The following is a 26277-nucleotide window of genomic DNA, read 5'->3' as shown; positions in this document are numbered from 1 at the left end:
GAATTTGACCAGATCAACAAATAAAAAAATCAGTACCATAAGGCACTGACCATTCACGACATTATCAAGACCACAAGGGCCAATTTTATTTCGACCTAAGTTAAAGTTAGATCGTTGCTTATCAAAATTCCCCTCAAATTCCCTCAAAACGGGTGTAAATGAGTGAAATCCCAAAATCAAGAATGCTGATATACCAAGGTTTTTATTCGTAGGCGAACATTAGTAAACGCTATAAAAATCACCCCTACGGGGATCGAACCCGTAACTCCGCCTTGAGAGGGCGACGTCTTAACCAATTTGACCAAGGGGCAAAATTAACATTTACAATTCTATGCTAAGTAGTGATCATTGTCAATACTGGTAAGCCTATTCATTATCAGATTGATACTTATCATTTAATCTGATTTCAATTCGTTTCAACCAGTATCGACGAACTGCTGACCACAAAATAATTAAAATCACCCAGCACACAAAGACGACTGACTGAGCGATCCCGCCTGGCAGCCACCCAAGTAGAGCTAATCCACCCAAAACAATCACAATTGTAATTACATTTAAAACTGTCTTCCAAACTCGATATTCGCTGGCCTGAAGTTGTTCTTGTTCATTTTGATTTGATTTGTTTGAACTTACCATTCTGGTCACCACCCTTCATCTAGCTTTATTATAACACTATAATATTTTAGTGACCGTGCAAATCATTAACTATTGATTTACTAAAATGATAAAATCAAAGCTACATTTATGAAATCATGGGAGTGTATTTATGTCCATTATAACCATTATCTTAGCTATTCTCGTTGGTCTTGAATTTGTATACATCATGTATCTGGAAACTTTTGCGACAAGCTCAAACAGAACCGCCAGGGTTTTCAAAGTAAGTCCTAACGACCTTCAAAGCCCAATCGTCCAAACTCTCTTTAAAAACCAAGGTATCTATAATGGTTTAATAACTCTCTTAATTCTCGTCGCTCTCTTATATCAAAGCACCGTCGCCTTGGAATGGTTAATGATTTATATTATTGCTGTAGCGATTTATGGTAGCTTTACCAGCAATCCCAAAATCATTTTCCTGCAAGGCGGACTGCCAATTCTAACCTTGCTTAGTATTTGGATGTTTAATTAAGCTTGAGAAAAATTTCAAGTTTTTGTGATCTGATCGTAATCAAAGCCTATTACAATTAGTAATAATCTAAAGTAAAGGAGTGAGCCCAATTAAATTCAAGCGTTTCTTTACCACGATAATTTATGCTGGAATTCTAATCGGGGTAATTTGGCTCTATCGGTACAACCAACCTTTTCAACGCAGTATTGATAACTTCACTTCTGCAGCGCAAATCACCATCAACAATTGGATCAATCCCAAAACAACGCAAACTGATGCAACCAGTGCTTCAGAGACGACTAGTGAAAACGGCAGCGAATCTGGGCAATGGACAAGTAACAGTGCTACTTTATATCTAGATCTCAATAATCAGACCTTAGATCAAGCTACTCGTGAAGCTATCCAGGCATGGAATGATACGGGAGTCTTCACCTTTAAGATCACTACTAACCGAAAAAAGGCCGATGTAGTGATTACAACGATGGATAATAATAGTAATGGCGCAGCCGGTTTAACCAAAATGAATATCAATTCAGTTACCCATTATTTTGTAAATGGTAAGATGTATTTGAACCAAGCATATTTACTCAGTCCCGAATACAATTATAGTTATCAACAAATCGTTAATACAGCTGAACATGAATTAGGCCATGTGATTGGCTTATCACATACTGATGAAATCTCGGTTATGCAGCCTGCTGGTTCCCTTTATTCGATCCAACAACTAGATATCGATAACGTCAAAAATTTATATAACGAAAAATAGGAAGAAGCTCATTAACGGGCTTCTTCCTATTTTAAATAACGATCAATAATTAATAAGGCTAGTACTATTACTGAGATACAAATACTATAAATAGCACTGATTACTGCCATCAAAAAAATAGCTTTCCATGGATACAAGAGATTAACTAATCCAAGGCTAACTGTGGTGACTAAGCCAATTATTAATTGTTCATGTAATAATTTTAATTGATGCTTCAATTAGTCATCCATTTCAGCGCGCAATTGGTCACCAACTTCTTCAAAACCTGGTTTACCAAGCAAACCAAACATGTTGGTCTTATATGCTTCAACCCCTGGTTGGTTGAATGGATTAATTCCATTTAGGTAACCAGAAATCCCCATGGCTACTTCAAAGAAGTAAATCATGTAACCTAACGTATATTCATTTTCTTCATCAATGTGAACCGTCATAACTGGGACCCCACCAGCATTATGAGCAGCAACCACCGCCTTATATGCTTGAGTATTAACCCAATCGATACTCTTTCCTTCAAGATAGCCTAAACCATCAAGATCATTTGCCGCTCCTGGAACGTCCAAATCATGATTTGGTGTATCTAACTTGACGACCGTTTCCATCAGGTTCCGTAACCCTTCTTGGATATATTGGCCTAATGAATGAAGGTCCGTTGTAAAGTTGGCGCTAGATGGGTAAATTCCCTTTTGGTCCTTACCTTCAGATTCACCGGCTAATTGCTTCCACCATTCGGCAAACATGGCCATATTTGGTTCATAGTTTTCCAGTAATTCGGTCGTGTAGCCTTTCCGGTATAAGATATTCCGATAAGCTGCATATTGATATGCTTCATTCTTACTTAAATCAGGATCCACATAGGCCTTTTCGGCTTCCGCAGCGCCAGCCATTAATTGATCAATATCAGCACCAGAAGCGGCAATTGGTAATAAGCCAACGGCAGTCAAAACAGAGTAACGACCACCAACACCATCAGGAATCACAAAGGTTTCCCAACCATTAGCGTCCGCTTCCGTCTTCAAAGCTCCCCGTGCTCGATCTGTCGTTGCGTAAATCCGTTGGTTAGCAGCTTCTTCACCATACTTCTTTACCAATAATTCATGGAAAACCCGGAAAGCAATGGACGGTTCCGTGGTCGTTCCAGATTTGGAAATCACGTTAATGGAAAAGTCGTGATCACCGATCAAAGTAATTAAGTCTTGCAGATATGATGAGCTCAAGGAGTTCCCAGCAAAGACCACAAATGGGGCCTTACGGGCTTCTGGAGTTTGGGCTTGGTAAAAACTATTATGTAAGAAATCAATGGCCATCCGTGCACCTAGGTATGAGCCACCTATCCCAATCGTAACTAAGAAATCCGAATCAGCTTGAATCTTTTTGGCAGCGGCCTTGATCCGAGCAAATTCCTCTTGATCATATTCAGATGGTAAATGGAGCCAATCACGAAAGTCAGCTCCAGCTCCCGTCCCATTCCGTAACTGACTATCAGCCGCATTCACCATAGCTTGCATTTCACCCAATTCGTTATCGTGAACGAACTTCTTTAAAGCGCTACTATCAAAACTTAAATGAGCCATCATTACTACCTCTTTTTCTTTATTCTTATACATCTTTTATGATAAACGTTTATGAAACCCTTTTCAATAAAGGATACCGATTTTGTGTAATTTTAAACAAATCGTAAGTAAATAAAAAGTGACGTCGCTTTAGACGACGCCAATCAGCTTGTTAAGCAAAAATCGTTAAAACACTACCGACAATAATGCAAATAATTCCTGCTACCGTGTACTTCATTTCCCGTGGGCTCTTGTGTTCATGCAAAATTAGGATCCCCCCAAAGGTAGCAATGATCACATTTAACTGGGTAAGCACAAAGGCGGTATTCGTTCCTAAACCTCGTCCGGCAAAGATGTAGGCAAAGGCGGCAATCCCCCATGATAAACCTGGAATAATATTTAAGTATTGTTCTTTATCTTTAAAAGTTTTTAATTCTCCCGTAAAGATTAAGTAGAGTAAGGCCCCTAATAAAATCCCCAAGACTTCTGGTAAAAAGATTCCTTCTGAAGAATGGGCACCTAAATTAATCTTATTAAAGACATTCGGAAAAACCGAGTATACCCAGTAACCAATCGTGGTTACTAACAAGAATAAGACATTTCCAACGGTAATCTTCCCAGCTTCTTCACCGTTCTTATCCGTCACTGACGTTAATAGAGCCCCGATAACAACAATCACTAAGGCGCCAAAACCAATCGTAAGGGCTTTAGCACCTTGCCATTCTCCTAACCAAAGGGTTCCGATGATTGAATTTCCAACCAATTGGAAAACCGTTGATAAAGGAACCGTGGTTGAGACTCCCATCCGCTTGAATGAAATAAACTGACCAATCTGAGCCGTGGACCAAATGGCCCCACAAACCATGGAAAAAATAAAGGCTTGCCAGCTAACCGAAGGCTTTGTGATGATAAAAGCTAAGATCCCGATAATGCTGGCACCAGCTCCAATCCCAAAAATTTGGTTCTTCTCCGACCCACCAGCTTTGGTTGCTAGTAGCGGCATGATCCCCCAACCTAAAGCCGGGATTAAACCGATTAAATAATTCATTAAATTTTCACCTCATACAAATTTTGGTATTTTAATTGTCGACTTTGTCTAGTTTACTGACTGAATCCGCTTACTTCAAGTATTATTTATTTTTTTCACAAAAAAATCAGTAAGTTAACCTTACTGATTTACTATTTTATTCCTCTGGTTTTTTGGACCGTTTCGGTGAATATTGTGGAGCATGTTGGCGATCAGGGAAAAAGACAGTAAAGGTTGAACCCTGATTAGGCTTACTCTTGACCGTGATTTTACCACCATGTAATTCCACTAATTGATGAACAATCGCCATTCCCAGTCCCGACTCACCATATTTAGTACTCATCCGTGAAGGATCAGCTTTATAGTAGCGGTCCCAAATGTGTTTAATTTGATCTTCCGACATTCCAATCCCCGTATCAGAAACTGAGAACTCAGATCCATTCGCAACCAATTGTCCACTAATCGTGATTACCCCATTTTGGGTAAATTGAATCGCATTTTGAATGATATTAAACATAATCTGGACAAACCGATCATAATCAGCATAAACATCCATGGCTTTAGGAGCATATATTTCAATTCGATCTTGGTTAGCTTCCGCCTTCTTGGACAACTGTTTATGTAACGTTTCCAAGACAGCACTGGCATCAAAGATTTTCCGATCCATCGAAATTTGATTAGTCCGAATCTTTTCATAATCCAGATTGTCATTGACTAATCGAATCAAGCGCTTAGTATCATTTTGCATTAACTTAATACTTTGCATCCGATCTTCTTCTGGAATGGCATCATAAGCTAGCCCTTCCAGTAGTCCATTGATCGTGGTCAATGGGGTCCGCATTTCATGAGCCGCATTGGCCATAAACTGTTTACGACGTTCTTCTTGTTGGTGAATTTCTTCTTTTTGCGCAGCCAAGGAATCCACCATGAAGTTAAAGTCTTCACTCAGTTGATCCAATTCATCCTTACCTTTCGGATTCAAATGAATATCATAATCACCTTGGGCAATCTGATGAGTCGCTAACTGAATCTTCTTAATCCGATTAGTTAAAGACCGGGCAATCAAGTAACTCAAACCAATGGCTAAAATCATCGCAATAATAAAGGCACCGATAAAGTTTAGAATTAACTGATTAATCGATTGATGGACAGTTGAAACATAAGTCCCAATCGCAACCACTGCCACCAATTTATTCTTATAGAAATATGGTCGAATGATTTCCGTCATTGGCGGACTGATTTTTTTGCCGGATTTATCAGACTTCTTAGTATCTTTATCCTTGCTTGAAATGGTATCGTTTGGCTTTTTCTTAGCTTCCTTCTTGATGGAAGGATGATCAATCCGCCGATGAATCGTATCACCATCTTGTAACTTTTTCCAATCACTAGCCGTAATCTTTAATTGAAATTCGTTACTGGAGAAAACCTTCTTTTTATTACTTCCGTATATTACAAAATGAACATTTTGCATCGATAACAATTCGCCATTATAACGTAACGGATCATTATTAAAACCGACCACTTTTTGTTGGCTAGTGTCATAGCGGACTGAAGTACTGACAATACTGTCAGCATACTTACTTAGTTGCATCCAAGTACTACGATAGATGGTACTATTAGTAACGCTAATAAAGGTGATCGTCAGCATGATCATTATGGTCGCAATTACCACTAGGTAACCGATCATCTGTCGATAAATTAGTCGCATACATTATTCACCCGCATCGGAATCATCAAACTTATATCCGACCCCCCAAACTGTTTGAATTACCTTTGGACCAGCCTTTTCAATCTTTTGCCGTAGCTTTTTAATATGAGCATCCACAGTCCGTTCATCACCATAAAATTCGTAATTCCAAACTAATTGTAATAATTGTTCCCGAGTAAAGACTTGCTTGGGCTTCATGGCCATAGTCTTTAAGAGGTCAAATTCCTTTGGTGTCAGGTCCTCGATTAATTGATCATTAATGTAGGCCTCACGGGTCTTACTGTTTAACTTAAAGTGATCCGTTTGAACATCGTATTCAGAGCTTTCTGATTCGGTATCATCCGAAATTTGGCTCAATTGAATTCGCCGATGTAGGGCCTTAATCCGGGCAATTAAAGTAATTGGACTAAAGGGCTTGGTGACGTAATCATCTGCGCCCATTTCCAAACCTAAAACTTGGTCACTTTCTGAATCACGAGCCGTTAACATAATAATTGGAATCGTTGGCGACTCCCGCCGAATATCAGCAGCCACTTGCATTCCGTCTTTTTTCGGTAGGTTCAAATCTAATAAGATAATGTCATAATCACCATTAGCTTCACTAAATTTTTCAACCCCTTCTTCCCCGTCGTAAGCAAAAGTCGCTTCCCATTGTTCCTTTTTAAAGAACATGGCCATCATTGCCGAAACTGAATTATTATCTTCAATCATTAAAATTTTCATCGTATCGCTCCTTATATTCATAGAGTTCTAAAGTTATTATAAGCGACTTTATTGATTAAAGCATAGTCAAAACTTGATCGATTTATGAAATTGAAATTAAATTTAATTTGATGTACAATACTTTTACTCTTTTCGGGGATGTTCTTGGATTCGACGGGTATAGGTTGAGTTCCAACTGCGTTTCGAAGGTTGCGACTTCGTAAAAACGCTCAGTTTTAAATTATAACTGCAAACAATAATTCAAACTCTTACGCTTTAGCTGCCTAAACCACAGCGGGTGTAAATCCAGCTGGGCTCGTCCATGGTGCAGTCCTGGGTTTTAACAATAGTGGACTACGTAATTAATTGCTGTTAGAGATTAATTAAAGAGTTTTTCTAACTAGCTAGGAAGGTTAGCCTTGATTAGCGGCGGACGACCTAGCGAAATTTAAATAGTTAATCTATGAACGTAGACGTTGGAATGGCAATATGCTCGGACGCGGGTTCGACTCCCGCCATCTCCATTTTTAGGAATAATGAAAGATAATAATATCAAGTAGTTTTTTAACTTAAGTTAAAAATTTATTGGGGGGGTAAAAACATGAAAAAAGTAAAAACTATACTACTTATATTAACTACTCTTTGTTTTTCGATCGGAATGTTACTGGTAGTTAACGCTAATGCTGCTAAGGTAAGCACTGATAAATCAAAAACAGAATTGCAGGCAGCGGTGTCACAACCGATGACTAAGGATAACTATCAGAATTTAGAAAATAACCTGTTGGATGCGGCTAAGGTTGATGACATCCACAACAGCAGCGATCCGGGCACACAAGGATCACTTACCAGCTTTCATAATCAACTCGAGAACATCCTTGATAAAAAGGTTAGCAAAAAAGAGTTAAAGAAAGAAAAAAAGTATATGACATCCGCCGATTACAAGACATATAAAGGCTATGTCAAGAAACTAAATGCTTATCTCAACTCACTACATGATTATGCGAGTGAATACCAAACAGCTACTCCTGTTTTGAACGATAACAACACAACTGAATCTGAAAAATCAGATTATCATGAAGAGTTAAATGAGGCACAGACTAAGTTTAACGACAACAAACAAGCATGGAGTGACGCTTACGATAATATAATGAACAATTAGAGAATGTTTTTTAATTGAATTAACAATCTAGTAATATTAAACGATGACAACTATAATCGAGTTAAATGTCCAGCTTAAGATCGCCTAGGCGGGTACATTTATTGTTCCGGGTCTCCGTCAACTGGTATTGATAGACCTGCACACCACTCCTAATGCTGGGGGTGGTGCTTTTTATTTCTATGCAAATGAAAAATTAATACGTTTGAAAAAGTATTCAATATTTGAAAAGCCATAACAGCCACATCTAAGAGCCTTTATCTTACGTATAATACCTTCTAGCGGGTCGTTGGAGTTTTCTAATTTGGGCATAAAATTTAATCAAGCCTACTAATAATTTCTATCAATCGCTCAACCCCCACTTCAATCTGACTATCTTTAGCTGGAGCCAGCGATAATCTTAGATATTGATCCGGTTGTTGATCTACAAAATAACGATCACCATTTTCGACTAAAACACCCGCTTGTCGCGCCTGTTGACAAACATCTTTCGCTGAACTGTCTACCGATAGTTTCAACCAAAACCAGGAACAATGATCAACCGCTTGCCAAGTAATTGGTAACTGCGACTCTTTTAACAATTGATTTACGAGTCGGTATTGTCGTTGATAAACCATTTGCGATCGATGAAGATACCGTTGCCATGATTGACTCGTTAAACACTGTTCAAAGATTCGTTGGGCCAAACCTGAAGTTGATAAATCCGCAATTTGTTTAGCATTAACGATTCTTTCAACCATTCCTTGGGGTAAAACCATATAACCTAATCGAATGCCGGCAGCTAAAATACGCGACAAGCTCCGCAAGTAAATTACTCTCTCATCCCGATCGAACATCTTAATTGTCGTTGGTTGCCAATCTCCAGAAACATCAACTCCATAATCATCTTCAATAATCCAAAGATCATAATGATGAGCTAAACCGTAAATTTGGTGTTTTTGTTGATCAGTTAAGGAAAAGCCCGTCGGATTGGCCATGTTTGACATTAAATAAAGTAATTTGGGTTGGAATAACTTAATTTTTGCTTCTAAGGTCGCAATAAATTCCTCGCTTGGTTCGGGACTGATCCCGATTATATGAGGCCCACTAGCTCGAAAAGCGTCAATGGCACCCGAATAGCTTGGATTTTGCATCAAGACAATATCCCCTGGGTGTAATAAGGTCCGGGCACATAAATCAATTGCTTGTTGGGATCCTGACGTAATCTGGATCAGGTCAGGGCTAGTTACAATCTGATTATGATTTAAATAATCCCTTATGGTTTGGCGTAAACTAAATAAGCCCATTGGGTCATTCACCGTAAAAGCCTCCCCTCCTGCATCAGCCAGAACATGGTCTACCGCCTGCTTAATTTCCGCCACGGCCACCCGCTCTGGATGAAGAGAGTAACTAGCAAAATCGATCATTCTTTCTGCAGCTGGTAACTGGTGGCTCTCTTCGACACGATGCTGATTAGCTTCCACAATTCCTTGCGGAAGCTGATGAACATAATAGCCACTCCCCCGGCGGCTAATCACTTCTCCGGTCATCATTAAGGATCGATAAGCCGAAATTACCGTCACCGGATTAATTTTTAAATCATCGGCTAATTGTCGGATGGCGGGAAGTCGTTCATCAATTTGCCAATATTGTTGCTTAATTAAAGCACGTAATTGGTTCGCCAATTGCTGATACAATGGGATGGTCGCTTGATGAGTTAATTTGATTGGTATTTTTAATTTTTCCATCTTACTTACCCTCATGATTTGCTACTTAATTAGATTGTAAAAGGGATGTTATTAGGATTCAATCCCTATCGAAAATGATTACATTTCCATTAAAATTGTTTTAAAATAGTTACTAATAATAAGCAATTTGGAGGATATTATGGATCAAAATCAAGGTGAAATGAAACACTCCTTAAAAACACGTCATCTTTCAATGATCGCCTTAGGAGGGACGATTGGAACTGGATTATTCATTGCCAGTGGTTCTGCTATTTCTACAGCTGGACCAGGTGGTGCACTAGTAGCGTATTTAGTAATGGGGCTGGTGGTCTATTTCATCATGACCAGCTTGGCCGAAATGGGAACATTCAACCCTATTAGTGGCTCTTTCACCCAATACGCTCGGGAGTACGTTGATCCTGCTCTTGGTTTTGCCATGGGGTGGAATTATTGGTTTTGTGGTGCTATTTCAGTGGCCGTCGAGCTGTCAACAGTTGGGATTATCATGAACTTCTGGTTCCCGCATATTGCCAGCTGGTGGTTCAGTCTCGGAGCCTTTCTCCTCATTAGCCTGATTAATTATCTAACGGTAAATGTTTATGGAGAAACCGAATTCTGGTTAGCCTTCTTGAAAATTGCGGCCGTTGTGATTTTTGTAATCGTTGGGGCCCTCGTAATCATCGGTAAACTTGGCCATCAAGGATTCGTCGGCTTCAAATTTTTCCATTATCGCGATGCTCCCTTTGTCAACGGCTTCCTTGGAATCGTGAGTGCTTTTGTGGTTTCTGGATTTTCCTTCCAGGGAACTGAAATGGTCGGGATTGCGGCTGGAGAATCAAAGGATCCCAAGCAAAGTGTTCCCCGTGCAATTCACTCCACTTTCTGGCGGATTCTCCTCTTTTACGTTTTGACCATCTTTATCATCGCTTGCCTCATTCCTTATGACAACAAAAATTTATTAAGCTCTGATGTCACCGACATTGTTACCAGTCCCTTCACTTTAATTTTTCACCAGGCTGGTTTAGAATATGCGGCTACCTTAATGAACTTCGTTATCTTGATTGCCGTCTTATCTTCAGCTAATTCTTGGCTCTACGCGATTATCCGAATCTTATATTCCCAAGGACGTAGTGGGGATACTTGGCGGGGCTTCGGTTTTGTTAATCGTCGAGGGGTCCCGATTAATAGTTTCCTAGCGATGGCTGGTTTAAGCTTTTTGATCTGGTTAATTCAATTCGTCGGCCCGCAAGCCTACAATTATTTGATTGCCGCTTCCGGTCTAGGTGGTTTTATGGAATGGCTCGGGATTGCGTTAACCCATTATCGATTCCGGCGCGCTTATCTCAAACAAGAATATCAACTTAACGACCTCCCTTATCGTGCCAGCCTCTTTCCTTTTGGACCCATTTTTGCCTTTATCCTTTGTATCATTGTCATTGTGGGACAAAATGTAAATGCCTTCGTCACTTGGGATTGGCAAAGTATTTTGATTACTTATATGAGCGTCCCACTCTTCTTTATTTTTATGTTCTATTACAAACTTCGTCACCATTCCCATCCAATTCCTTTAGATTAAGTGAAGTTAAAATAAAAGGTCAGCCAATTTGGCTGACCTTTTATTTACCGACGTTGCTCACCAGTGAGCTCTTTAAATTTACTAATATCTTGACTACACTCCAGGCAGCCTAGGTATTGACCATCTGCATCATGGATCCCAATATATTGGACATATACAAAACGCTCGCCATGCAGATTAAACCAATACTCAAACCGATCCCGCGATCCCGCATGTAATTCAGCGATGATTTTCTTCACTTTATCAACACTACGCGGGGGATGACATTCAAAAACCGACCGACCTAGCACACTCTTGGTCCGCGGAAAAATTCGGTCATCTGTATCAGTAAACCATTGCACTCGATCATTTTCGTCTACAAAAGTTAAATCAAGGGGTAATAAAGGAAAGATGGCCTTTAATTCACGCCCGGATAGAGTCCCTGATCCTAAATCGATTCGGACATCATCACCTGTTAAAGCTACTGGAAGTTGCTTATCGTTTAATTGATCATAAACTTCCTGTGTTGACAAATGTCCCTGCGCTTGTGAATCTGCTTGCGCCATTTGAATGGCGGCCGCATTTAACTCTACAGCAATGGACGATTCATGTGGATGAGCTTTGGCTTCTTCAATTTCAGCCTGAGTAGGCTTCCATGGTAATGGAGGATTAATTAAAGTATAACCAAATTGTTCTTCATCTTGGCGCGCCGTTGCCCAATCTTCTGGACTAGCAACTTCCGCTAACATTGGAATCATAATGTCTTCTTCTTTAAAGATCATTGCCGTCACTTCATTGGCCGCATTCGTAACAGCGGCCTCGATCTCATACTTGTCGGGTAATGGATCCTGATTAACGAGATCATTGACTCTTTGAATCAAGTCCCGAATTTGATCATCGACCCCCCACATAACTTGCGGGGGAGCTGTAATTCCATACTTATTCATGATCGGAAAAATCGTTAATTCTTTCCGTTTATAATGGCGCCCAATTGCCTTTAAATCCTGCAAAGCCTTCCGCATCCGTACTAAATATTGATTATCAGCACCGTCTTGTTGCCATTTTTTCAAACATGGTAACAACTCATCATTAACCAGCGAATTGATCACCATATTTTCCAATTTCATAGTATGAACCGGGTGTCCCGGCTTTTGAAAGGCCGGGGTCCCTTGATTATCAGTAATCTGCCCCTCAAAAAGAGCCACATGAACATTACATAGATTTTGAATTTCAATTGGATTAAGTCCCCCGGCGATTAATTGTCGCTCGGCCGCCGTAATTTCAGCGACATCAACTTGATCAAATTGATCTTTAAACATTTGCTTGGCTTCATCAAAATCGCCGCCCTCATGTAAAAAGGTCAAAATTTTGACGATCGCCGCTTGCCGTTCTTGACTCAGTTCACTTGTCATCGTTGATTACCTCATAGCCAGCGTCCTTAAAATATGCCACAACCTTATCTTTTGGAATGCCCATAATCCGGCAACCTTTATTCAGAGTAACAAACCGGCCAACTGAATCTAACATTCCCGGAACAGTAATTTTAGTAAAGCCTAATTCCACCATTTGATCGACAAATTCAGGATTTTGATGGGCTAAATTTCGAACTGGTTGATCAAAATCAATTGTTTTCATCCTTTACCTCCACTGGAATTCCCAGGGTTGTTTTTGCTTGATCCGACATTTTTCCTAATCCCCATACGGGATACCAGACAAGTTCAATCTTAACCTGATTAATCCCAGCGACCTTAGTGACAGCCTCAGTAATATCATTTTTAATCATATCACTAAGCGGGCAGCCCGGAATCGTTAAGGTCATCGTAATAGTACATAAATCGTCACTAACATCAATCCCATAAATCAGTCCTAGGTTGACAATATCGACCCTCAATTCTGGATCAATCACTGTCATCAGGGCTTGTAAAATTTCATCTTGAATCGTAATCGCCTTCCTTCTAGATTATACTTTGCACAAGAAATTTTCTTAGTCTTAGTATACCGTGAAGGCCCTTGATTACTCAAAACTTTTAGTAATATTGACCATGTCGATAGTCCCAAACATCGTATTGATCGGCCAGATTCATCATAATCTTATCAATATCTAGCCCTTTGCGAATGACCACTGGGCATGCTTGCCCCGCTTCTGGTTGATCGTTAATGATCTTTCCGACTTCGTCTACCATTGAAACCATGACCCCTTGTTCATAACGGGTATCAATGGTTTTATCAGGCTGAATTGACTCCACATAATCATCAGCATCTAAAATTAGATCGGCCTTGGACTCGATCCGTTCACCGATCCCAGCAACTTTCCCCCGATTACCTTTTCCTGACGGGTTAGCGCTAGAGGCATATACCATCTTACCTTCTTGTTCCCACATTGCTTTAGCCATTTGTTCACTTGGCGTCCCAAACTTAATGACAAAACAACTAGTTTGGCGCCGGTCCATCATTAATTCTTGTCGATCATCATCTTGTAAATACTTTTCAATGGCTTCTGGTTGCCATGGCAAGATACAGCCTAGCAAAATATCTTCATCCCAGTGGCGTTGATATAATGCTTCAATACTTGGGGTTAACTGTGCTAACTCCTTTAATTCGTCCATGCTTCCACAAAGCACCACCCCCGGCTTATTCCGGTTCCGTTGTTTGGCATCGAACTTTCTTTCCAGCCCGGCTTTATCGTTAGTCATGATGATATAGCCCACCTTGGTTGGGCTAACAATCATACTACCTGGTTGATTTAAAGCATTGTATACTTCCTGGTCAATTTGGCCTTGCCATTGAACATGTTTTGTCATAATTTCCTCTCCTATCGGTATTGTGGAATTTGAGCTTCATAAGCTTCAATTTCTTGGATGTGTTTCATCGTGATATCAATATCATCATCACCTGAAATGAATTTTTCTTTCCAGGTTTGGTCAATTTCAAATGGGTAAGTATATTCCCCGTTTTTCACCACTTGATGTGGCAAATCAACTACGATGGCTTGATCGCTGTTTAATCGTGCCAGTTGATCCCGCGCTGCCTGCGGTAATTTAATTGGTAAGACCCCATTTTTGGTACAGTTCATATAAAAAATATCACTGAAACTTCCAGCGATCACCACGCGAATCCCCCAATCTTTCAGGGCCCAAGCCGCATGTTCCCGTGATGAACCACTCCCAAAATTAGAGCCCGTAATAAGAATCGTTGCTGCTTGACGTTCCGGAGCGTTCAAAATGAACTTGGGATCCGGGCGGCCATCAGGCAGGTAACGCCAATTATAGAAAAGAGCATTCTCATATCCGGTCTTCAGTAAATTCTTGAGAAATTGTTTCGGGATAATCTGATCCGTATCAATATCATCATTCATAATCGGGATGGTCGTTCCCGTATGTACTACGATTGGTTCCATAAAACACTCCTATCCTAATTCACGAATATCTACAAAGTGACCATGAACGGCGGCAGCAGCGACCATCGCTGGACTTGCAAGATGCGTCCGAGCTCCCGGCCCCTGTCGTCCTTCAAAATTTCGATTAGTGGTGGAAGCACAGTGCATGCCTGCCGGCACCTTATCTGGGTTCATAGCTAAGCAAGCCGAACAACCGGGATCTCGCCACTCGCAACCCGCCTCTTTAAAGACCTTATCAATCCCCAAACGTTCTGCATCCTGTTGAACCTTTCGCGATCCTGGGACAACCCAAGCTGTAACGTTCTTGGCTAATTTATGCCCACGCATAACTTCAGCTGCAGCTTGTAGATCAATCAAACGACCATTAGTGCAAGAACCAATAAAGACCCAATCAATCGGAATTTCTGATACCTTAATTCCTGGTTTCAAATCCATGTAATCATAAGCTTGTTGCATATTTTCATCTTCAATAGCCGGTAATTTTTCCCCAAAAGGCACAGCCATTGAAGGATTAGTCCCCCAAGTAACATATGGAGCGACGGTGCTTGCATCTAAATCGATAATTTCGTCAAAAGCCGATTCATCATCCGTATAATATTGCGACCAATATTCTTTCGCGGCTTCAAGATCTTGTGGCGCATACTTACGACCCCGAAGATATTCAAAAGTTTTCTCATCTGGTTGAATTATCCCCATCTTGGCTCCACCTTCGATAGCCATGTTTGTGATGGTCATGCGATTTTCAACAGGTAATTTTTCAATTGTCTCGCCATAAAATTGAACCGCATAGCCCACTCCAAAGCCAGTACCATGTTGGGCAATCAAAGCCATACTAATATCTTTAGCCGTAACTCCCGGTGCTAGTTCACCATGAATCCGGATTCCCATATTCTTAGGTTTCACTTGCCATATGGTCTGAGTACCAAGCACGTGTTCAACTTCAGAAGATCCGATCCCAAAGGCAATTGCGCCCATTCCACCATGAGTAGAGGTGTGCGAATCACCACACACAATCAAACGTCCGGGTTGACTAAGTCCTAATTGGGGGCCAATCACGTGGACGATCCCTTGATCTTGAGTCCCAATGGTAGCCAACTTGATCCCAAAATCACGACAATTCTTTTGTAAAGTTTCCACCTGAAGTCGTGAAATTCGGTCAGTAATTGCCTCAACCGAGTTCACCGGAGTCGGAGAAGTTGGAACATTATGGTCAACTGTCGCAAAAGTTTTATCGGGACGCCGAACCGGCCGATTATTCTCCCGAAGGCTTTCAAAACCTTGTGGTGAAGTTACTTCATGAACCAAATGAAGATCTACATAGAGTAATTGTGGTTCTCCTTCTTCACCTAATATGACATGTTGTCGCCAAATTTTATCAAATACTGTTTCCGCCATAGCGCACTCGATCCTTCCTACAAGTTCTGAATAATCTTGGATACCATTTCACTCGTTTTAGCTTGCCCACCAATATCAGCAGTCATTACCCCTTGTGATAAGGTTTTAGCAATAGCCGCTTCAATTTGATCTGCCAAATCAGTTCGTTTAAAGGAATAGCGTAGCATCAAACTAACGCTCCGAATCATTGAAATCGGGTTGATCCGATCTTGATTAGCTAAAGTTGGTGCCGAACCGTGAATTGGTTCATATAAGGCTTTTCCAGAAGCCCCCTGACTAATCGAGGGAATCATACCAAGCGACCCTGGCAAGACGGCTGCTTCATCACTTAAAATATCGCCAAATAAATTATCCGTCACAATGACATCAAAAAATGATGGTTCTGCAATAATCTTCATCGATGCCGCATCGACATACATGTAATCAACTTCAACCTCTGGATAAGCTGGTTGAACCTCTTTAACAATAGCCCGCCACATCCGCGAAGTAGCTAATACATTGGCCTTGTCCACCACCGTAAGATGCTGTTGACGCCCTTTAGCATACTCAAAAGCCACTCGAACGATCCGTTCAACTTCAGCGCGGCGATAGATTGTCGTGTCAAGAGCTTGATCAATTTCTTCTTCTCGCGGTTGACCAAAATAAATTCCACTGGTTAGTTCCCGCACGATCACAAAATCTGTATTTTCCAAGACTGACGCTTTTACTGGAGATTGATCTATAATAGCCTGATCAATGTGGGTCGGCCGAATATTCGCAAACAGTCCCAATGCTTGCCGGATTTTTAACAGACCAGCTTCGGGTGACTGTCCACCAACCGACCATTTGGGTCCCCCAATGGCACTTAATAAAATAGCATCCGCTGCTTGACATCCTGCAAGGGTTTGTTCCGGTAAGGGCTCCCCCACTTGATCAATTGCTTCTCCTCCAAAGGGGTAAGCTTCAATTTGATATTCAAATCCATTCTTCTGACTGACCGCTTTGAGCACGGCTAGTCCTGCCCGCATCATTTCCGGTCCAGAATAATCTCCATATAAAGCGGCAATCCGATTTGGCATACTCTCATCCTCACTATCCAATTTGTTGCATCATGTTAACCAATTCTGTTTCAGAAACAATTTTTTGATGATCCGCGATCTTTTGGAACCGTTGATAAATATCTTTAATTTGATCATCGGCCACCTCATACCCCATCTTCTTAAGTTTATTAATCACTGCATGAGAACCGGACAGTTTTCCTAGTGGCAAACTTGCACTGGAGCGACCAACTGATTGGGGGGTCAAAATTTCATAAGTTTGGCGATTCTTGAGGAAGCCATCTTGATGGATACCTGATTCATGAGCAAAGGCATTGGCTCCCGTCACCGCTTTATTGTTTGGAATTACCATTCCCGTTTTATCGCTGATCATTTGGCAAGTCTTAGCTGTTTGCTTCAGGTCAATGCCGTTCGTAAATGCCCCCATCTGATCTTGACGTACATGCATAAAGGCAGCGACTTCTTCTAGTGGAGTGTTTCCGGCACGTTCACCAATTCCATTAATGGTCCCTTCAATCCGGGTTACCCCATGTTGAATCGCCATAATAGCGTTCGCCGTAGCCATTCCCAAGTCATTGTGACAGTGAACCGAGAACGTAACCTGATCAAAACTCGGAACATGTTCGTGCAAATAATCAATCATATGACCAAATTCAGCTGGGTAAGTGTAACCAACAGTATCAGGAAGGTTGATAACAGTAGCTCCCGCTTCAATCGCCGTTTGACAAACCCGAGCTAGAAAATCCCATTCGGTCCGAGCCGCATCTTCGGGTGAAAATTCCACATTTGTAAAAGATTGTTTAGCATAGGAAACACATTCGGTGATTTTAGCCAGAACTTGTTCTTGATTCATGTGGAATTTGGCTTCCCGGTGAATTGGACTGGTCCCAATGAAAACATGGATTTGACCATTGGGAGCATCAGCCAAAGCCTTGACAACAGCATCAATATCACGTTTGACACAACGAGCTAGGCCGACAATATTGGCATTGGTCACTTCTTGACCAATTCGACGAACCGCTTGAAAATCCGTCGGCGAAGCGGCTGGAAAACCAGCTTCAATCACATCTGCTCCCCAATCAGCTACTTGATGAGCAATCTGAATTTTATCTTCGGTTGAAAAATTTACGCCAATCGTTTGTTCCCCGTCACGAAGACTCGTATCGAAAAATTGAATGTAAGTTTTGCTTGCTTGGTTGGTGGTCATGATTGATTCCTCCTAAAGAATGAAAAGTTAATTAGCGTCATTGAATCATTAAAAATAAAAGAGCCCTCATCATGGAGATGAGAGCTCTTTAATCGTTTATTGATTCGCCCTCATCTTGCATAAATAAGGGCCCAATCAACTAACCTAATCGGCTGTTAAATTGCGTCCTTAAAAATGTAATAAGAGGGCTAACGCTTGCTTAGAAGATGTCACTACGAATGCATTTACTTGTTGATTCATTAGTTCCACCTCCTTAGATTAGATCGCTTTAATTATTTTCTAATGAATATGTACAATTTACTATATGCTTTTTAACTTGTCAACAATTTCTCCAAAAAATTATCGAACTAATTTATCCCAGATCACTACATCACCGCTAGCTAAGGACTTGGGAACATCAATAATCCGTTGATTAGAACTTCCCCGGAACTGTAAGGTCAAGTCTTTCAGCGGTTCAATAAACCGTCCATCTACTAAAATATCAAGCAACTGCAAAAATTCTAATTTATCTTCGGAGTCCTGTAATAATTCTTCCCAGGTATAGCCAGACCATGACCACAAATCCTTACTATGACCGAATTCTTGGCGAACCCGATGGGCTAACCTTAGACAAATCTGCGTATTTACAAACGGTTCCCCACCCAGAAAAGTTAAGCCTTGCACATACGGTTGGCTCAGATCCTGCATAATCTGGTCTTCTAGTTCATCCGTATAAGGAAAGCCATAGTTAAAGTTTTGGGCAACTACATTGTAACAACCAGGGCAAGCGAACTTACAGCCACTTACGTAGATACTACAACGAATGCCTTCCCCATCAACAAAATTAAATGGTTTATAATCCGCCACCATCATTTTGGACAAATCACTAGCTAACCATTCTTTGGGAGCTGGATTCTTGGGTTGGCGTTGTCGACGGCGTTTGGGACGTCGAGTTTTATCCGTTCCCTGTAACTTATTAGGATCGATAAATTGGGTATCGCCATTAATACTAATCCGAATTTCATTGCTCATTTGTTAACCTCATGTTCTTCTCCCGTGAGGCAATTTCCACATGTCGACCATGAACCATTGGCCGTTGAAGAGGGTTCCCTAGGTAACCACAAGTCCGCTTTACACAATCACAGGTCTTGGGATCATGATTCCCACAATCTGGACATTGGAATCCTTTAGCCGTGGCCTTAAATTCACCTTGGAAACCACACTTATAACAATGATCAATTGGCGTATTAGTACCAAGGTACCCAACCTTATCATAAGCCCAGTCCCAAACGGCTTCTAGGGCGGCTGGATTTTGTTTTAGATTTGGATACTCACAATAGTGAATAAAACCACCCGCTGCATATTGGGGATAGTCTTTTTCAAAATTAAGCTTTTCAAAGGGGGTCGGATGTTTGCGCACATCATAGTGGAAACTATTAGTGTAGTATTCCTTATCGGTAATGTCTTTAACTTTCCCAAATTTTTTAGTGTCTAACCGGCAGAAGCGATCAGTCAAAGACTCACTCGGCGTTGAATAAACACTATAGTGGTAACCACTTTCCTGCTCCCATTCCACACATTTATCGTGCAACACCTTCACAATTTCAACCGTGAAGTCATGAGCTGCCTGATTATGTTCCCAATTAGGACCGTAAAAGACTGTTCCCACTTCATAAAGGCCAATGTAACCTAAGGAAACCGTTGCCCGGCTATTCTTAAATAGCTCATCGACTGATTCGTCTTCACCCAGCCGCTTACCAAAAGCTCCATACCGATACAAAATCGGGGCGTTTTCCGGTAAAGCTTCCTTGGTCCGCTCAACTTTAAAATACAAAGCATCTTTGGCAACCTGAAGCCGTTCATTAAGAATTTCCCAGAATAAATCCATGTCGCCGTGCGATTCCATGGTAATCCGAGGCAAGTTAATGGTGACCACCCCAAGGTTCATCCGACCAGAATTAACTTCCCGACCATTTTCATCCCACCATCCTTGTAAAAAGGAACGACATCCCATCGGGGCCTTAAAGCTTCCCGTTAATTCGATGATCTTATCATACATAAGGATATCGGGATACATCCGCTTGGTAGCACACTCGACAGCCAGTTGTTTAATGTCATAGTTAGGTTCATCTGGTGCATAATTCAAGCCTTTCTTAATTGTAAAGACTAATTTAGGGAAAATGGCGGTTCGTTTTTCTTTACCAAGTCCTTCAATCCGTACTTGCAAGATTGCCTTTTGAATCTCCCGGGCGATCCAAGAAGTGCCCAACCCAAAACCTAAGGTCGTAAAGGGTGTTTGGCCTTGTGAAGAAAAGAGTGTATTAATCTCATATTCTAAGCCTTGCATGGCATCATAGATATCTTTTTTCGTTCGTTTAACGGCAAAGGCCTTTTGCTTATCCTCATCGTCGATAAATTCAGCACTTTCTTTTAAGTGCTTTTCATAATTACACTTTGCAAACGGCTCTAATACTTCATCCACCCGATCGGCTGAACATCCACCATATTGACTAGAAGCCACGTTAGCGATAATTTGGGCCATTTGAGCCGTTGCGGTTTGAATTGACTTTGGACTTTCCACTTCCGCATTGCCAATCTTAAAACCATTCGTCAACATTTCTTTGAAGTCGATTAAACAACAATTCGTCATAGGGCTTAAGGGAGTGTAATCTAAATCATGGTAATGAATGTCCCCCCGAACATGTGCCTTAGCAACATGCTCCGGCATTAATTTTAACCCTACTGTCTTTCCTACTGCCCCAGCAGTCAGATCCCGTTGCGTATTAAAGACTTTACTATCCTTATTAGCGTTTTCATGGACCAAAGTATCTTCATTGGCCACTAACCGGTTAATTCGTTGCACTGGATCAACTTGGTGTTTCCAGTCTAATTCATCTTGTAAACGATAAGCCACGTACGCCTCAGCAGCTTGCTTAAAATTATGTTCCCGCAAGACTTTGACTAAAATTTTGCTAATGGCAATCGTGCTAATCTCAGATAAAGCCGCCAGTTGAGTTTCTAAATCCCCCATCACTTCAGCTTGATCAGCTTTTAAAAGTCCTAACTGATCTAAGACCGCCTTAATTTTGTATTCATGAAAATTAAATTGGGATCCATCGCGCTTGATTACCATCCAGGTGCTCGGCTTTGATGTTTTGGTAACTGATTGTGTTTCAACTGATTGCATTGACTTATCCTCCTCCGAAATTTACTTAGTCTAGTATAGTCAAAATCAGCCTCGAACACAATATATAGTTTTTAATTTAAGTAATGAACACAATATCTTGTGTTTGATCTGTTTTTTATCATTTGATAATCACACTTAGCAACTGTTATATCACCATTTTTGGACGGTATTTTGTTTGCTAAATCAAATTTTTGATTTTACTAACTAGCCTTATTTTTCACCTAATAAGTTAGAACTGCTTTCAAATTATCTAAACGTTCGCTCTTACGCCTGATCGCTAATCAGACTGCGTCTTTAAAATTTTAAATTTGTCGCTTTACCCAGCAAACTCGCCAACTTGAAAGCCCTCTCATGCACTAGCCAGATTTCCAAAACAATAACACTTATCTCCCACCAAAATAAATTTTGTACAAAAAAATAGTTTGACAAATTCAACTTTGCCAAACTATTTTTTGCTTGTAACTATCCAATTGATCCTTCCATTTCAAAACTAATCAATCGGTTCAATTCGACGGCATACTCCATCGGTAATTCTTTCGTAAATGGTTCCACAAATCCCATAATGATCATCTCGGTAGCTTTCTTTTCTGATAAACCTCGACTCATCAGATAATAGAGCTGTTTTTCAGAAATTTTTGAAACCTTAGCTTCATGTTCCATCGCAACATTAGGATTATCAATTTCATTGTAAGGAATCGTATTTGATGAAGACTGATCGTCCATAATGATCGTATCACACTCAACATGTGCCTTCGAGCCACTCGAATTTTTCGCAAACCGGACCGTTCCACGATAGTCAGTTGAACCACCCGTCCGCGATATTGATTTTGAAATAATTGAACTGGAAGTTTTGGGGGCATTATGGATCATCCGTGCCCCAGAATCTTGATGAATCCCATTTGAGGCCACGGCAATCGATAACATGGTTCCCCGAGCACCTTCGCCATTTAAGTACACGCTCGGATATTTCATGGTCACTTTGGATCCTAAATTTCCATCAACCCATTCCATGGTAGCATTCTTATCAGCCGCCGCCCGTTTGGTTTCGAGACTATACACATTATCCGACCAATTTTGAATTGTTGTATACCGGCAATAAGCATCTGGGAGCACATTTACCTCTACAACAGCCGCATGTAAACTATCTGAAGAATAATTAGGCGCTGTACATCCTTCGACATAATCGACACTAGCACCTTCATCAACAATAATTAAGGTCCGTTCAAACTGACCCGTATTCTCATAATTTAGCCGGAAATATGATTGAATGGGAGTCATGACTTTGACGCCTTTTGGTACATAAATAAACGATCCCCCTGACCAAACCGCCCCGTTTAAGGCCGCAAATTTATTATCAGTTGGTTGGACCAATTTACCAAACCACTTTTTAAATAATTCCGGATATTCTTTGAGGGCTGAGTCGGTATCGGTGAAGATAATCCCCTGCTTTTCGAACTCATCCTTCATATTATGATAAACTACTTCCGACTCATATTGTGCTGATGATCCCGCCAAGTATTTGCGTTCCGCTTCCGGAACCCCTAACCGATCAAAGGTCCGTTTGAGATCTTCTGGGACATCATCCCAATCGCGGAATTTCTTATCAGTCATCTTCTGATAATAAAGCATCTCATCTAGATTTAACTGCGATAAATCGGGGCCAAATTGTGGTAAGGGCATGTTGATATATTCGTGATAACACTTTAAACGGTATTCCAGCATCCATTCCGGTTCATCCTTTTCTGCTGAAATCTGCCGAACCGTCTCCTCAGTTAAACCACGACCCGTAGAATAAATTGGTTCAATATTGTCATGAAAACCAAATTCATATTCTTGGTCATTTAAAACATCTGCTGCACCTGCCATCTAATCACTCTCCTTTAATAATGCCCGTTGCAAAGTCCACCACGCCAAAGTAGCACACTTAATACGAGCGGGAAACTCCATCACACTCGTTAATAACTGTGCATCACCGAGCCGATTTAATTGATCTTTTGAAACTGTTTTGCCTATGGCGGCATCGGAAAAAATTTGCGCGAGTTCAAGAGCTTCATCAACCGTTTTGTCTTGTACCACCGATGTCATCATGCTAGCTGACGCCTGACTGATCGTACAGCCGGTTCCTTCAAAGGCAATCGCTGTAATCACTTGATCTGGACTGACTTTAATCGTAACCGTCAATTCATCCCCACAAGTGGGATTATCCATTGACATTTGACAATTGGCATCAGGAACCGTTCCTTGATGACGTGGATGTTCAGCATGATCAAGGACCACTTCGCGATAAAGTTGATTTAATTTATTAAGCTCCATGATCGAAAAACTCCTTGGTGGCCTGCAAGTCGGTAACTAATTGATCAACCTCAGCTTTAGTATTATAAAAGGCAAAACTGGCCCGTACGGTAGCAGGTACTCCTAAATAGTCCATCAGCGGTTGGGCACAATGATGGCCTGCCCGGACTGCAACACCAGCCATATCTAAAGCTGTCGCGACATCATGCGGATGGATTTGTCCTAGATTAAAGGAAAAAACTCCTGACCGTCGCTGGGCTTCTTTAGGGCCATATAACTTAAGCCCATCGACTTTCTTCAATTCTTGAGTAGCATATTGAATAAGGTCACTTTCTTGTTGCTGAATCCATCCCCAGCTTAGGTTATTTAAATAATCAATTGCTGCGGCCAAGCCAATGGCCCCCGCTACATTTTGGGTCCCCGCTTCAAACTTATATGGTGCTTGGGCCCACGAACTTTCCTGACGTTGAACTCGTGAAATCATTTCACCACCATATTGATATGGCGGCATCTTTTCCAATAACGATGCTTTTCCATACAGTACCCCGATCCCCATTGGTGCTAGCATCTTATGGCCAGATAAAGCATAAAAATCAACATCCAAATCTCTGACGTTAACTGGTTCGTGAAGGACCGCTTGAGCACCATCTGCTACTACCACTGCTCCTTTTTGGTGGGCTAACTCCACAAGCGTTTTGAGAGGGGTTATGGTCCCCATCACGTTACTGGCATGGTTGATAGCAACTAACTTAGTCTGATCAGTAATCTTTTCTTGCGCATCTGTTAGGTCAATCTCCCCTTCATCAGTCAGATCAATATATTTTAAGATTGCCCCCTTCTGAATAGCCAATTGCTGCCAAGGAATCAAATTGCTATGGTGTTCTTGAATGGAGATTACAATTTCATCACCAGCTTGAATTTGACTCATTCCATAGCTACTAGCAACTAGATTGAGGGCCTCAGTACAGCCTTTAGTAAAAATAATTTCCGTTGGCGATTCAGCTCCCAGAAATTGTCGCACTGTCTCCCGCGCTTGTTCGTACCGATCGGTCGCCCGTTGAGCTAAGGTATGGACCCCACGATGAACATTGGCATTATCATGAAAATAAAAATCTTCGACCGTCTTCAAAACCGGGGCTGGCCGTTGAGATGTTGCCGCATTATCAAGATAGGCTAAGGGAGCTTGGTTAACCATTTGATCTAACGCCGGAAAGTCATGTCTAATCTCTTCACTCGTCTTGTCCATGCGCTAACTTCCTTTCCAGAATATCAATCATCTTTTGCCGCAATAGTTTGGATGGAATTGCAGTGATTACCGGACTTAAATAGCCTCGAATTACCAGACGCTCGGCTTGCGATTGGGGAATTCCGCGACTTACTAAATAATACATCTGTTCTGGATCTACAGGCCCCACACTAGCAGCATGACCGGCAATTACGTCGTTTTCATCAATTAATAAAATGGGGTTAGCATCGCCGTGGGCATCTGGTGACATCATCAAAACTCGATTTTGCTGTTCGGCTTCCGCACCATGGGCACCGTGTATAATTTCCCCGATCCCGTTAAAAACCAGTTTCGATTGCTCCAAAAGTACCCCCCGTTGATTGATTAAGCCTTCCGTATTTTGTCCATGGTGGGTCACCCGATTATTGATACCAATTTCTTGTTGCCGGGTGCTGACCGCGATCGTTTTCGAATCAGCCTTTCCGCCAGTCCCGACTAATTCTGAATCAACATCCCCAACTACATTACCATCGCTCATCAACCCAATTGACCATTCAACCTTTGCATCACGTCCTATTTGCGCCCGGCGTTTGAAATATTCGGTCGTGTTGGTCCCTAATTCATCTAGCGATGCAAAACTAACCTGACTATTCTCTTTGGCAATAATCTCGACCATTAAGCTAGCCATAGTTTTTTCTTCACCGAGCGTAGCCAGGTGTTCAACAAACTGCAACTTAGCATTCGCTTCCGTCACAATTAAAACATGATGCACCAACGGGTTTGAATTCGTCGCATCCTGATAAATCATGGTTTCTAATGGGATGGTCACCTCAACATTTTGTGGAACATACACGAAAATTCCATTATTCATCATTGCTTGATGATAGGCAGTAAGCTGATTCTCATCAGCTGAAACCACAGTCATCAGAGCTGGTTGAACTAAGTCAGCATATTGCTCAGCAGCCGTTGCTAAATCCGTTAAAATAACCCCTTGTTGGCGAACATCATCTGGCAGATTAACATAAGGGGTTGTAGTACCCACTTGAACTAAATGTGCTTTATCCAATTCCGTTGCTTCATCCAGGTCACTGGTCGCTGACGGATCAGGGAGTGACATTAAATCCCAGTCCCGAAAGTCAAACTTTTGCATCTTAGGAGCTGGCGCCGTTGTTAAGGCTTGCAACCCGGCTTGACGTTTTTGACTTAACCAACTTGGCTCCTGACGCTTACGAGAATTAGCTGCCACCACTTGACTCATTTTTTCAAAATCAAATGTCATTAAG

The 26277-nt window shown here is 41.3% G+C and carries 25 protein-coding genes, 1 tRNA gene and 1 other RNA gene; 5 read left to right on the top strand and 22 right to left on the bottom strand.

Annotated features, from left to right (window positions below; genetic code table 11):
- Positions 1-238 precede the first annotated feature (238 nt).
- A tRNA-Glu gene (locus tag FC60_RS05640) sits at positions 239-311 on the bottom strand.
- Positions 312-366: 55 nt separating this feature from the next.
- Positions 367-636, bottom strand: coding sequence for a hypothetical protein (locus FC60_RS05635; protein ID WP_056937464.1), 270 nt, complete (start codon positions 634-636; stop codon positions 367-369).
- A gap of 130 nt (positions 637-766) precedes the next feature.
- Between FC60_RS05635 and FC60_RS05630 the strand changes: the two genes are divergently transcribed.
- Positions 767-1126 carry a DUF1304 domain-containing protein gene (locus tag FC60_RS05630; RefSeq protein WP_056937463.1) on the top strand — a complete coding sequence of 120 codons (360 nt, stop codon included), beginning with the start codon at positions 767-769 and terminating at the stop codon, positions 1124-1126.
- A 79-nt stretch (positions 1127-1205) separates the two neighbouring features.
- Positions 1206-1871 carry a M57 family metalloprotease gene (locus FC60_RS05625; RefSeq protein ID WP_056937462.1) on the top strand — a complete coding sequence of 222 codons (666 nt, stop codon included), beginning with the start codon at positions 1206-1208 and terminating at the stop codon, positions 1869-1871.
- 218 nt (positions 1872-2089) lie between these two features.
- Here FC60_RS05625 and FC60_RS05615 read toward each other — a convergent pair whose 3' ends face one another.
- From FC60_RS05615 to FC60_RS05600, 4 genes are all read right to left on the bottom strand, one after another.
- Positions 2090-3442 carry a glucose-6-phosphate isomerase gene (locus FC60_RS05615; RefSeq protein ID WP_056937460.1) on the bottom strand — a complete coding sequence of 451 codons (1353 nt, stop codon included), beginning with the start codon at positions 3440-3442 and terminating at the stop codon, positions 2090-2092.
- A 151-nt stretch (positions 3443-3593) separates the two neighbouring features.
- A complete protein-coding gene (locus tag FC60_RS05610; RefSeq protein WP_056937459.1) occupies positions 3594-4469 on the bottom strand; it encodes a GRP family sugar transporter in 876 nt (291 codons plus the stop codon).
- A gap of 136 nt (positions 4470-4605) precedes the next feature.
- Entirely contained in the window at positions 4606-6156 is a 1551-nt protein-coding gene (locus FC60_RS05605) for a sensor histidine kinase (RefSeq protein ID WP_056937458.1), read from the bottom strand.
- A gap of 3 nt (positions 6157-6159) precedes the next feature.
- Positions 6160-6879, bottom strand: a complete 720-nt coding sequence (locus FC60_RS05600) for a response regulator transcription factor (protein WP_056937457.1) — start codon at positions 6877-6879, stop codon at positions 6160-6162.
- A 134-nt stretch (positions 6880-7013) separates the two neighbouring features.
- Between FC60_RS05600 and ssrA the strand changes: the two genes are divergently transcribed.
- Positions 7014-7385, top strand: a transfer-messenger RNA (tmRNA) gene (gene ssrA / locus FC60_RS09300).
- 74 nt (positions 7386-7459) lie between these two features.
- On the top strand, positions 7460-8017 hold the full coding sequence (locus FC60_RS05595; protein WP_056937456.1) for a hypothetical protein: 558 nt from the start codon (positions 7460-7462) through the stop codon (positions 8015-8017).
- Positions 8018-8194: 177 nt separating this feature from the next.
- Here FC60_RS05595 and FC60_RS09820 read toward each other — a convergent pair whose 3' ends face one another.
- Complete coding sequence (locus FC60_RS09820) at positions 8195-8326, bottom strand: transposase (RefSeq protein ID WP_123383476.1); 132 nt, start codon at positions 8324-8326, stop codon at positions 8195-8197.
- Between the two features lie 5 nt (positions 8327-8331).
- Complete coding sequence (locus tag FC60_RS05590; protein ID WP_056937455.1) at positions 8332-9741, bottom strand: aminotransferase-like domain-containing protein; 1410 nt, start codon at positions 9739-9741, stop codon at positions 8332-8334.
- Positions 9742-9880: 139 nt separating this feature from the next.
- Between FC60_RS05590 and FC60_RS05585 the strand changes: the two genes are divergently transcribed.
- Positions 9881-11296 (top strand): amino acid permease, encoded by a 1416-nt coding sequence (locus FC60_RS05585; protein ID WP_056937454.1) that lies wholly within the window; start codon positions 9881-9883, stop codon positions 11294-11296.
- A gap of 44 nt (positions 11297-11340) precedes the next feature.
- Here the strand turns inward: FC60_RS05585 and FC60_RS05580 are convergent, their stop codons facing one another.
- The 14 genes from FC60_RS05580 to sufD all read right to left on the bottom strand — a co-directional run bounded on the left by FC60_RS05580 (position 11341) and on the right by sufD (position 26273).
- Positions 11341-12687, bottom strand: coding sequence for a DUF438 domain-containing protein (locus FC60_RS05580; RefSeq protein WP_056937453.1), 1347 nt, complete (start codon positions 12685-12687; stop codon positions 11341-11343).
- On the bottom strand, positions 12677-12910 hold the full coding sequence (locus FC60_RS05575; RefSeq protein WP_056937452.1) for a DUF1858 domain-containing protein: 234 nt from the start codon (positions 12908-12910) through the stop codon (positions 12677-12679). The genes FC60_RS05580 and FC60_RS05575 overlap by 11 nt, the downstream gene beginning before the upstream one ends.
- On the bottom strand, positions 12897-13187 hold the full coding sequence (locus FC60_RS05570; protein ID WP_056937451.1) for a metal-sulfur cluster assembly factor: 291 nt from the start codon (positions 13185-13187) through the stop codon (positions 12897-12899). Before FC60_RS05570 ends, FC60_RS05575 begins: the two co-directional genes overlap by 14 nt.
- Positions 13188-13302: 115 nt before the next feature.
- The gene (locus tag FC60_RS05565; RefSeq protein WP_056937450.1) at positions 13303-14076 is read right to left on the bottom strand and encodes an L-threonylcarbamoyladenylate synthase; all 774 of its coding nucleotides are present in this window, start codon (positions 14074-14076) and stop codon (positions 13303-13305) included.
- 11 nt (positions 14077-14087) lie between these two features.
- Positions 14088-14672 carry a 3-isopropylmalate dehydratase small subunit gene (gene leuD / locus FC60_RS05560; RefSeq protein ID WP_056937449.1) on the bottom strand — a complete coding sequence of 195 codons (585 nt, stop codon included), beginning with the start codon at positions 14670-14672 and terminating at the stop codon, positions 14088-14090.
- A gap of 9 nt (positions 14673-14681) precedes the next feature.
- On the bottom strand, positions 14682-16067 hold the full coding sequence (gene leuC, locus FC60_RS05555; protein WP_056937448.1) for a 3-isopropylmalate dehydratase large subunit: 1386 nt from the start codon (positions 16065-16067) through the stop codon (positions 14682-14684).
- A 17-nt stretch (positions 16068-16084) separates the two neighbouring features.
- Positions 16085-17125 carry a 3-isopropylmalate dehydrogenase gene (gene leuB, locus FC60_RS05550; protein WP_056937447.1) on the bottom strand — a complete coding sequence of 347 codons (1041 nt, stop codon included), beginning with the start codon at positions 17123-17125 and terminating at the stop codon, positions 16085-16087.
- Positions 17126-17138: 13 nt separating this feature from the next.
- The gene (locus FC60_RS05545; RefSeq protein WP_056937446.1) at positions 17139-18311 is read right to left on the bottom strand and encodes a 2-isopropylmalate synthase; all 1173 of its coding nucleotides are present in this window, start codon (positions 18309-18311) and stop codon (positions 17139-17141) included.
- A gap of 339 nt (positions 18312-18650) precedes the next feature.
- Positions 18651-19322, bottom strand: a complete 672-nt coding sequence (gene nrdG, locus FC60_RS05540) for an anaerobic ribonucleoside-triphosphate reductase activating protein (RefSeq protein WP_056937445.1) — start codon at positions 19320-19322, stop codon at positions 18651-18653.
- Positions 19312-21477, bottom strand: a complete 2166-nt coding sequence (gene nrdD / locus FC60_RS05535; protein ID WP_056937444.1) for an anaerobic ribonucleoside-triphosphate reductase — start codon at positions 21475-21477, stop codon at positions 19312-19314. Before nrdD ends, nrdG begins: the two co-directional genes overlap by 11 nt.
- 462 nt (positions 21478-21939) lie before the next feature.
- Positions 21940-23343 (bottom strand): Fe-S cluster assembly protein SufB, encoded by a 1404-nt coding sequence (gene sufB, locus FC60_RS05530; protein ID WP_056937443.1) that lies wholly within the window; start codon positions 23341-23343, stop codon positions 21940-21942.
- Complete coding sequence (gene sufU, locus FC60_RS05525; RefSeq protein ID WP_056937442.1) at positions 23344-23790, bottom strand: Fe-S cluster assembly sulfur transfer protein SufU; 447 nt, start codon at positions 23788-23790, stop codon at positions 23344-23346.
- Positions 23780-25015: a cysteine desulfurase gene (locus FC60_RS05520; protein WP_056937441.1), complete on the bottom strand. Its 1236-nt coding sequence runs from the start codon at positions 25013-25015 to the stop codon at positions 23780-23782. The genes sufU and FC60_RS05520 overlap by 11 nt, the downstream gene beginning before the upstream one ends.
- Complete coding sequence (gene sufD, locus FC60_RS05515) at positions 24999-26273, bottom strand: Fe-S cluster assembly protein SufD (protein ID WP_056937440.1); 1275 nt, start codon at positions 26271-26273, stop codon at positions 24999-25001. Before sufD ends, FC60_RS05520 begins: the two co-directional genes overlap by 17 nt.
- Between the last annotated feature and the right edge of the window lie 4 nt (positions 26274-26277).

The organism is Limosilactobacillus gastricus DSM 16045, assembly GCF_001434365.1.
Taxonomy (GTDB): domain Bacteria; phylum Bacillota; class Bacilli; order Lactobacillales; family Lactobacillaceae; genus Limosilactobacillus; species Limosilactobacillus gastricus.
Note: the sequence above shows the minus strand (reverse complement) of the source record. Positions and strands in the feature narration are given on the sequence as shown.

Excerpts from the sequence above, each read along its gene's own strand:
- sufU (WP_056937442.1), bottom strand. The coding sequence starts at position 23,790 with ATGGAGCTTAATAAATTAAATCAACTTTATCGCGAAGTGGTCCTTGAT.
- FC60_RS09820 (WP_123383476.1), bottom strand. The coding sequence starts at position 8,326 with ATGCCCAAATTAGAAAACTCCAACGACCCGCTAGAAGGTATTATACGT.
- FC60_RS05595 (WP_056937456.1), top strand. The coding sequence starts at position 7,460 with ATGAAAAAAGTAAAAACTATACTACTTATATTAACTACTCTTTGTTTT.
- FC60_RS05545 (WP_056937446.1), bottom strand. The coding sequence starts at position 18,311 with ATGACCACCAACCAAGCAAGCAAAACTTACATTCAATTTTTCGATACG.
- FC60_RS05585 (WP_056937454.1), top strand. The coding sequence starts at position 9,881 with ATGGATCAAAATCAAGGTGAAATGAAACACTCCTTAAAAACACGTCAT.
- FC60_RS05570 (WP_056937451.1), bottom strand. The coding sequence starts at position 13,187 with ATGACAGTGATTGATCCAGAATTGAGGGTCGATATTGTCAACCTAGGA.
- FC60_RS05580 (WP_056937453.1), bottom strand. The coding sequence starts at position 12,687 with ATGACAAGTGAACTGAGTCAAGAACGGCAAGCGGCGATCGTCAAAATT.
- FC60_RS05630 (WP_056937463.1), top strand. The coding sequence starts at position 767 with ATGTCCATTATAACCATTATCTTAGCTATTCTCGTTGGTCTTGAATTT.
- FC60_RS05610 (WP_056937459.1), bottom strand. The coding sequence starts at position 4,469 with ATGAATTATTTAATCGGTTTAATCCCGGCTTTAGGTTGGGGGATCATG.
- FC60_RS05575 (WP_056937452.1), bottom strand. The coding sequence starts at position 12,910 with ATGAAAACAATTGATTTTGATCAACCAGTTCGAAATTTAGCCCATCAA.
- leuD (WP_056937449.1), bottom strand. The coding sequence starts at position 14,672 with ATGGAACCAATCGTAGTACATACGGGAACGACCATCCCGATTATGAAT.
- nrdG (WP_056937445.1), bottom strand. The coding sequence starts at position 19,322 with ATGAGCAATGAAATTCGGATTAGTATTAATGGCGATACCCAATTTATC.
- FC60_RS05615 (WP_056937460.1), bottom strand. The coding sequence starts at position 3,442 with ATGGCTCATTTAAGTTTTGATAGTAGCGCTTTAAAGAAGTTCGTTCAC.
- FC60_RS05520 (WP_056937441.1), bottom strand. The coding sequence starts at position 25,015 with ATGGACAAGACGAGTGAAGAGATTAGACATGACTTTCCGGCGTTAGAT.
- sufD (WP_056937440.1), bottom strand. The coding sequence starts at position 26,273 with ATGACATTTGATTTTGAAAAAATGAGTCAAGTGGTGGCAGCTAATTCT.
- FC60_RS05605 (WP_056937458.1), bottom strand. The coding sequence starts at position 6,156 with ATGCGACTAATTTATCGACAGATGATCGGTTACCTAGTGGTAATTGCG.
- nrdD (WP_056937444.1), bottom strand. The coding sequence starts at position 21,477 with ATGCAATCAGTTGAAACACAATCAGTTACCAAAACATCAAAGCCGAGC.
- sufB (WP_056937443.1), bottom strand. The coding sequence starts at position 23,343 with ATGGCAGGTGCAGCAGATGTTTTAAATGACCAAGAATATGAATTTGGT.
- leuC (WP_056937448.1), bottom strand. The coding sequence starts at position 16,067 with ATGGCGGAAACAGTATTTGATAAAATTTGGCGACAACATGTCATATTA.
- FC60_RS05600 (WP_056937457.1), bottom strand. The coding sequence starts at position 6,879 with ATGAAAATTTTAATGATTGAAGATAATAATTCAGTTTCGGCAATGATG.
- FC60_RS05590 (WP_056937455.1), bottom strand. The coding sequence starts at position 9,741 with ATGGAAAAATTAAAAATACCAATCAAATTAACTCATCAAGCGACCATC.
- FC60_RS05635 (WP_056937464.1), bottom strand. The coding sequence starts at position 636 with ATGGTAAGTTCAAACAAATCAAATCAAAATGAACAAGAACAACTTCAG.
- leuB (WP_056937447.1), bottom strand. The coding sequence starts at position 17,125 with ATGCCAAATCGGATTGCCGCTTTATATGGAGATTATTCTGGACCGGAA.
- FC60_RS05565 (WP_056937450.1), bottom strand. The coding sequence starts at position 14,076 with ATGACAAAACATGTTCAATGGCAAGGCCAAATTGACCAGGAAGTATAC.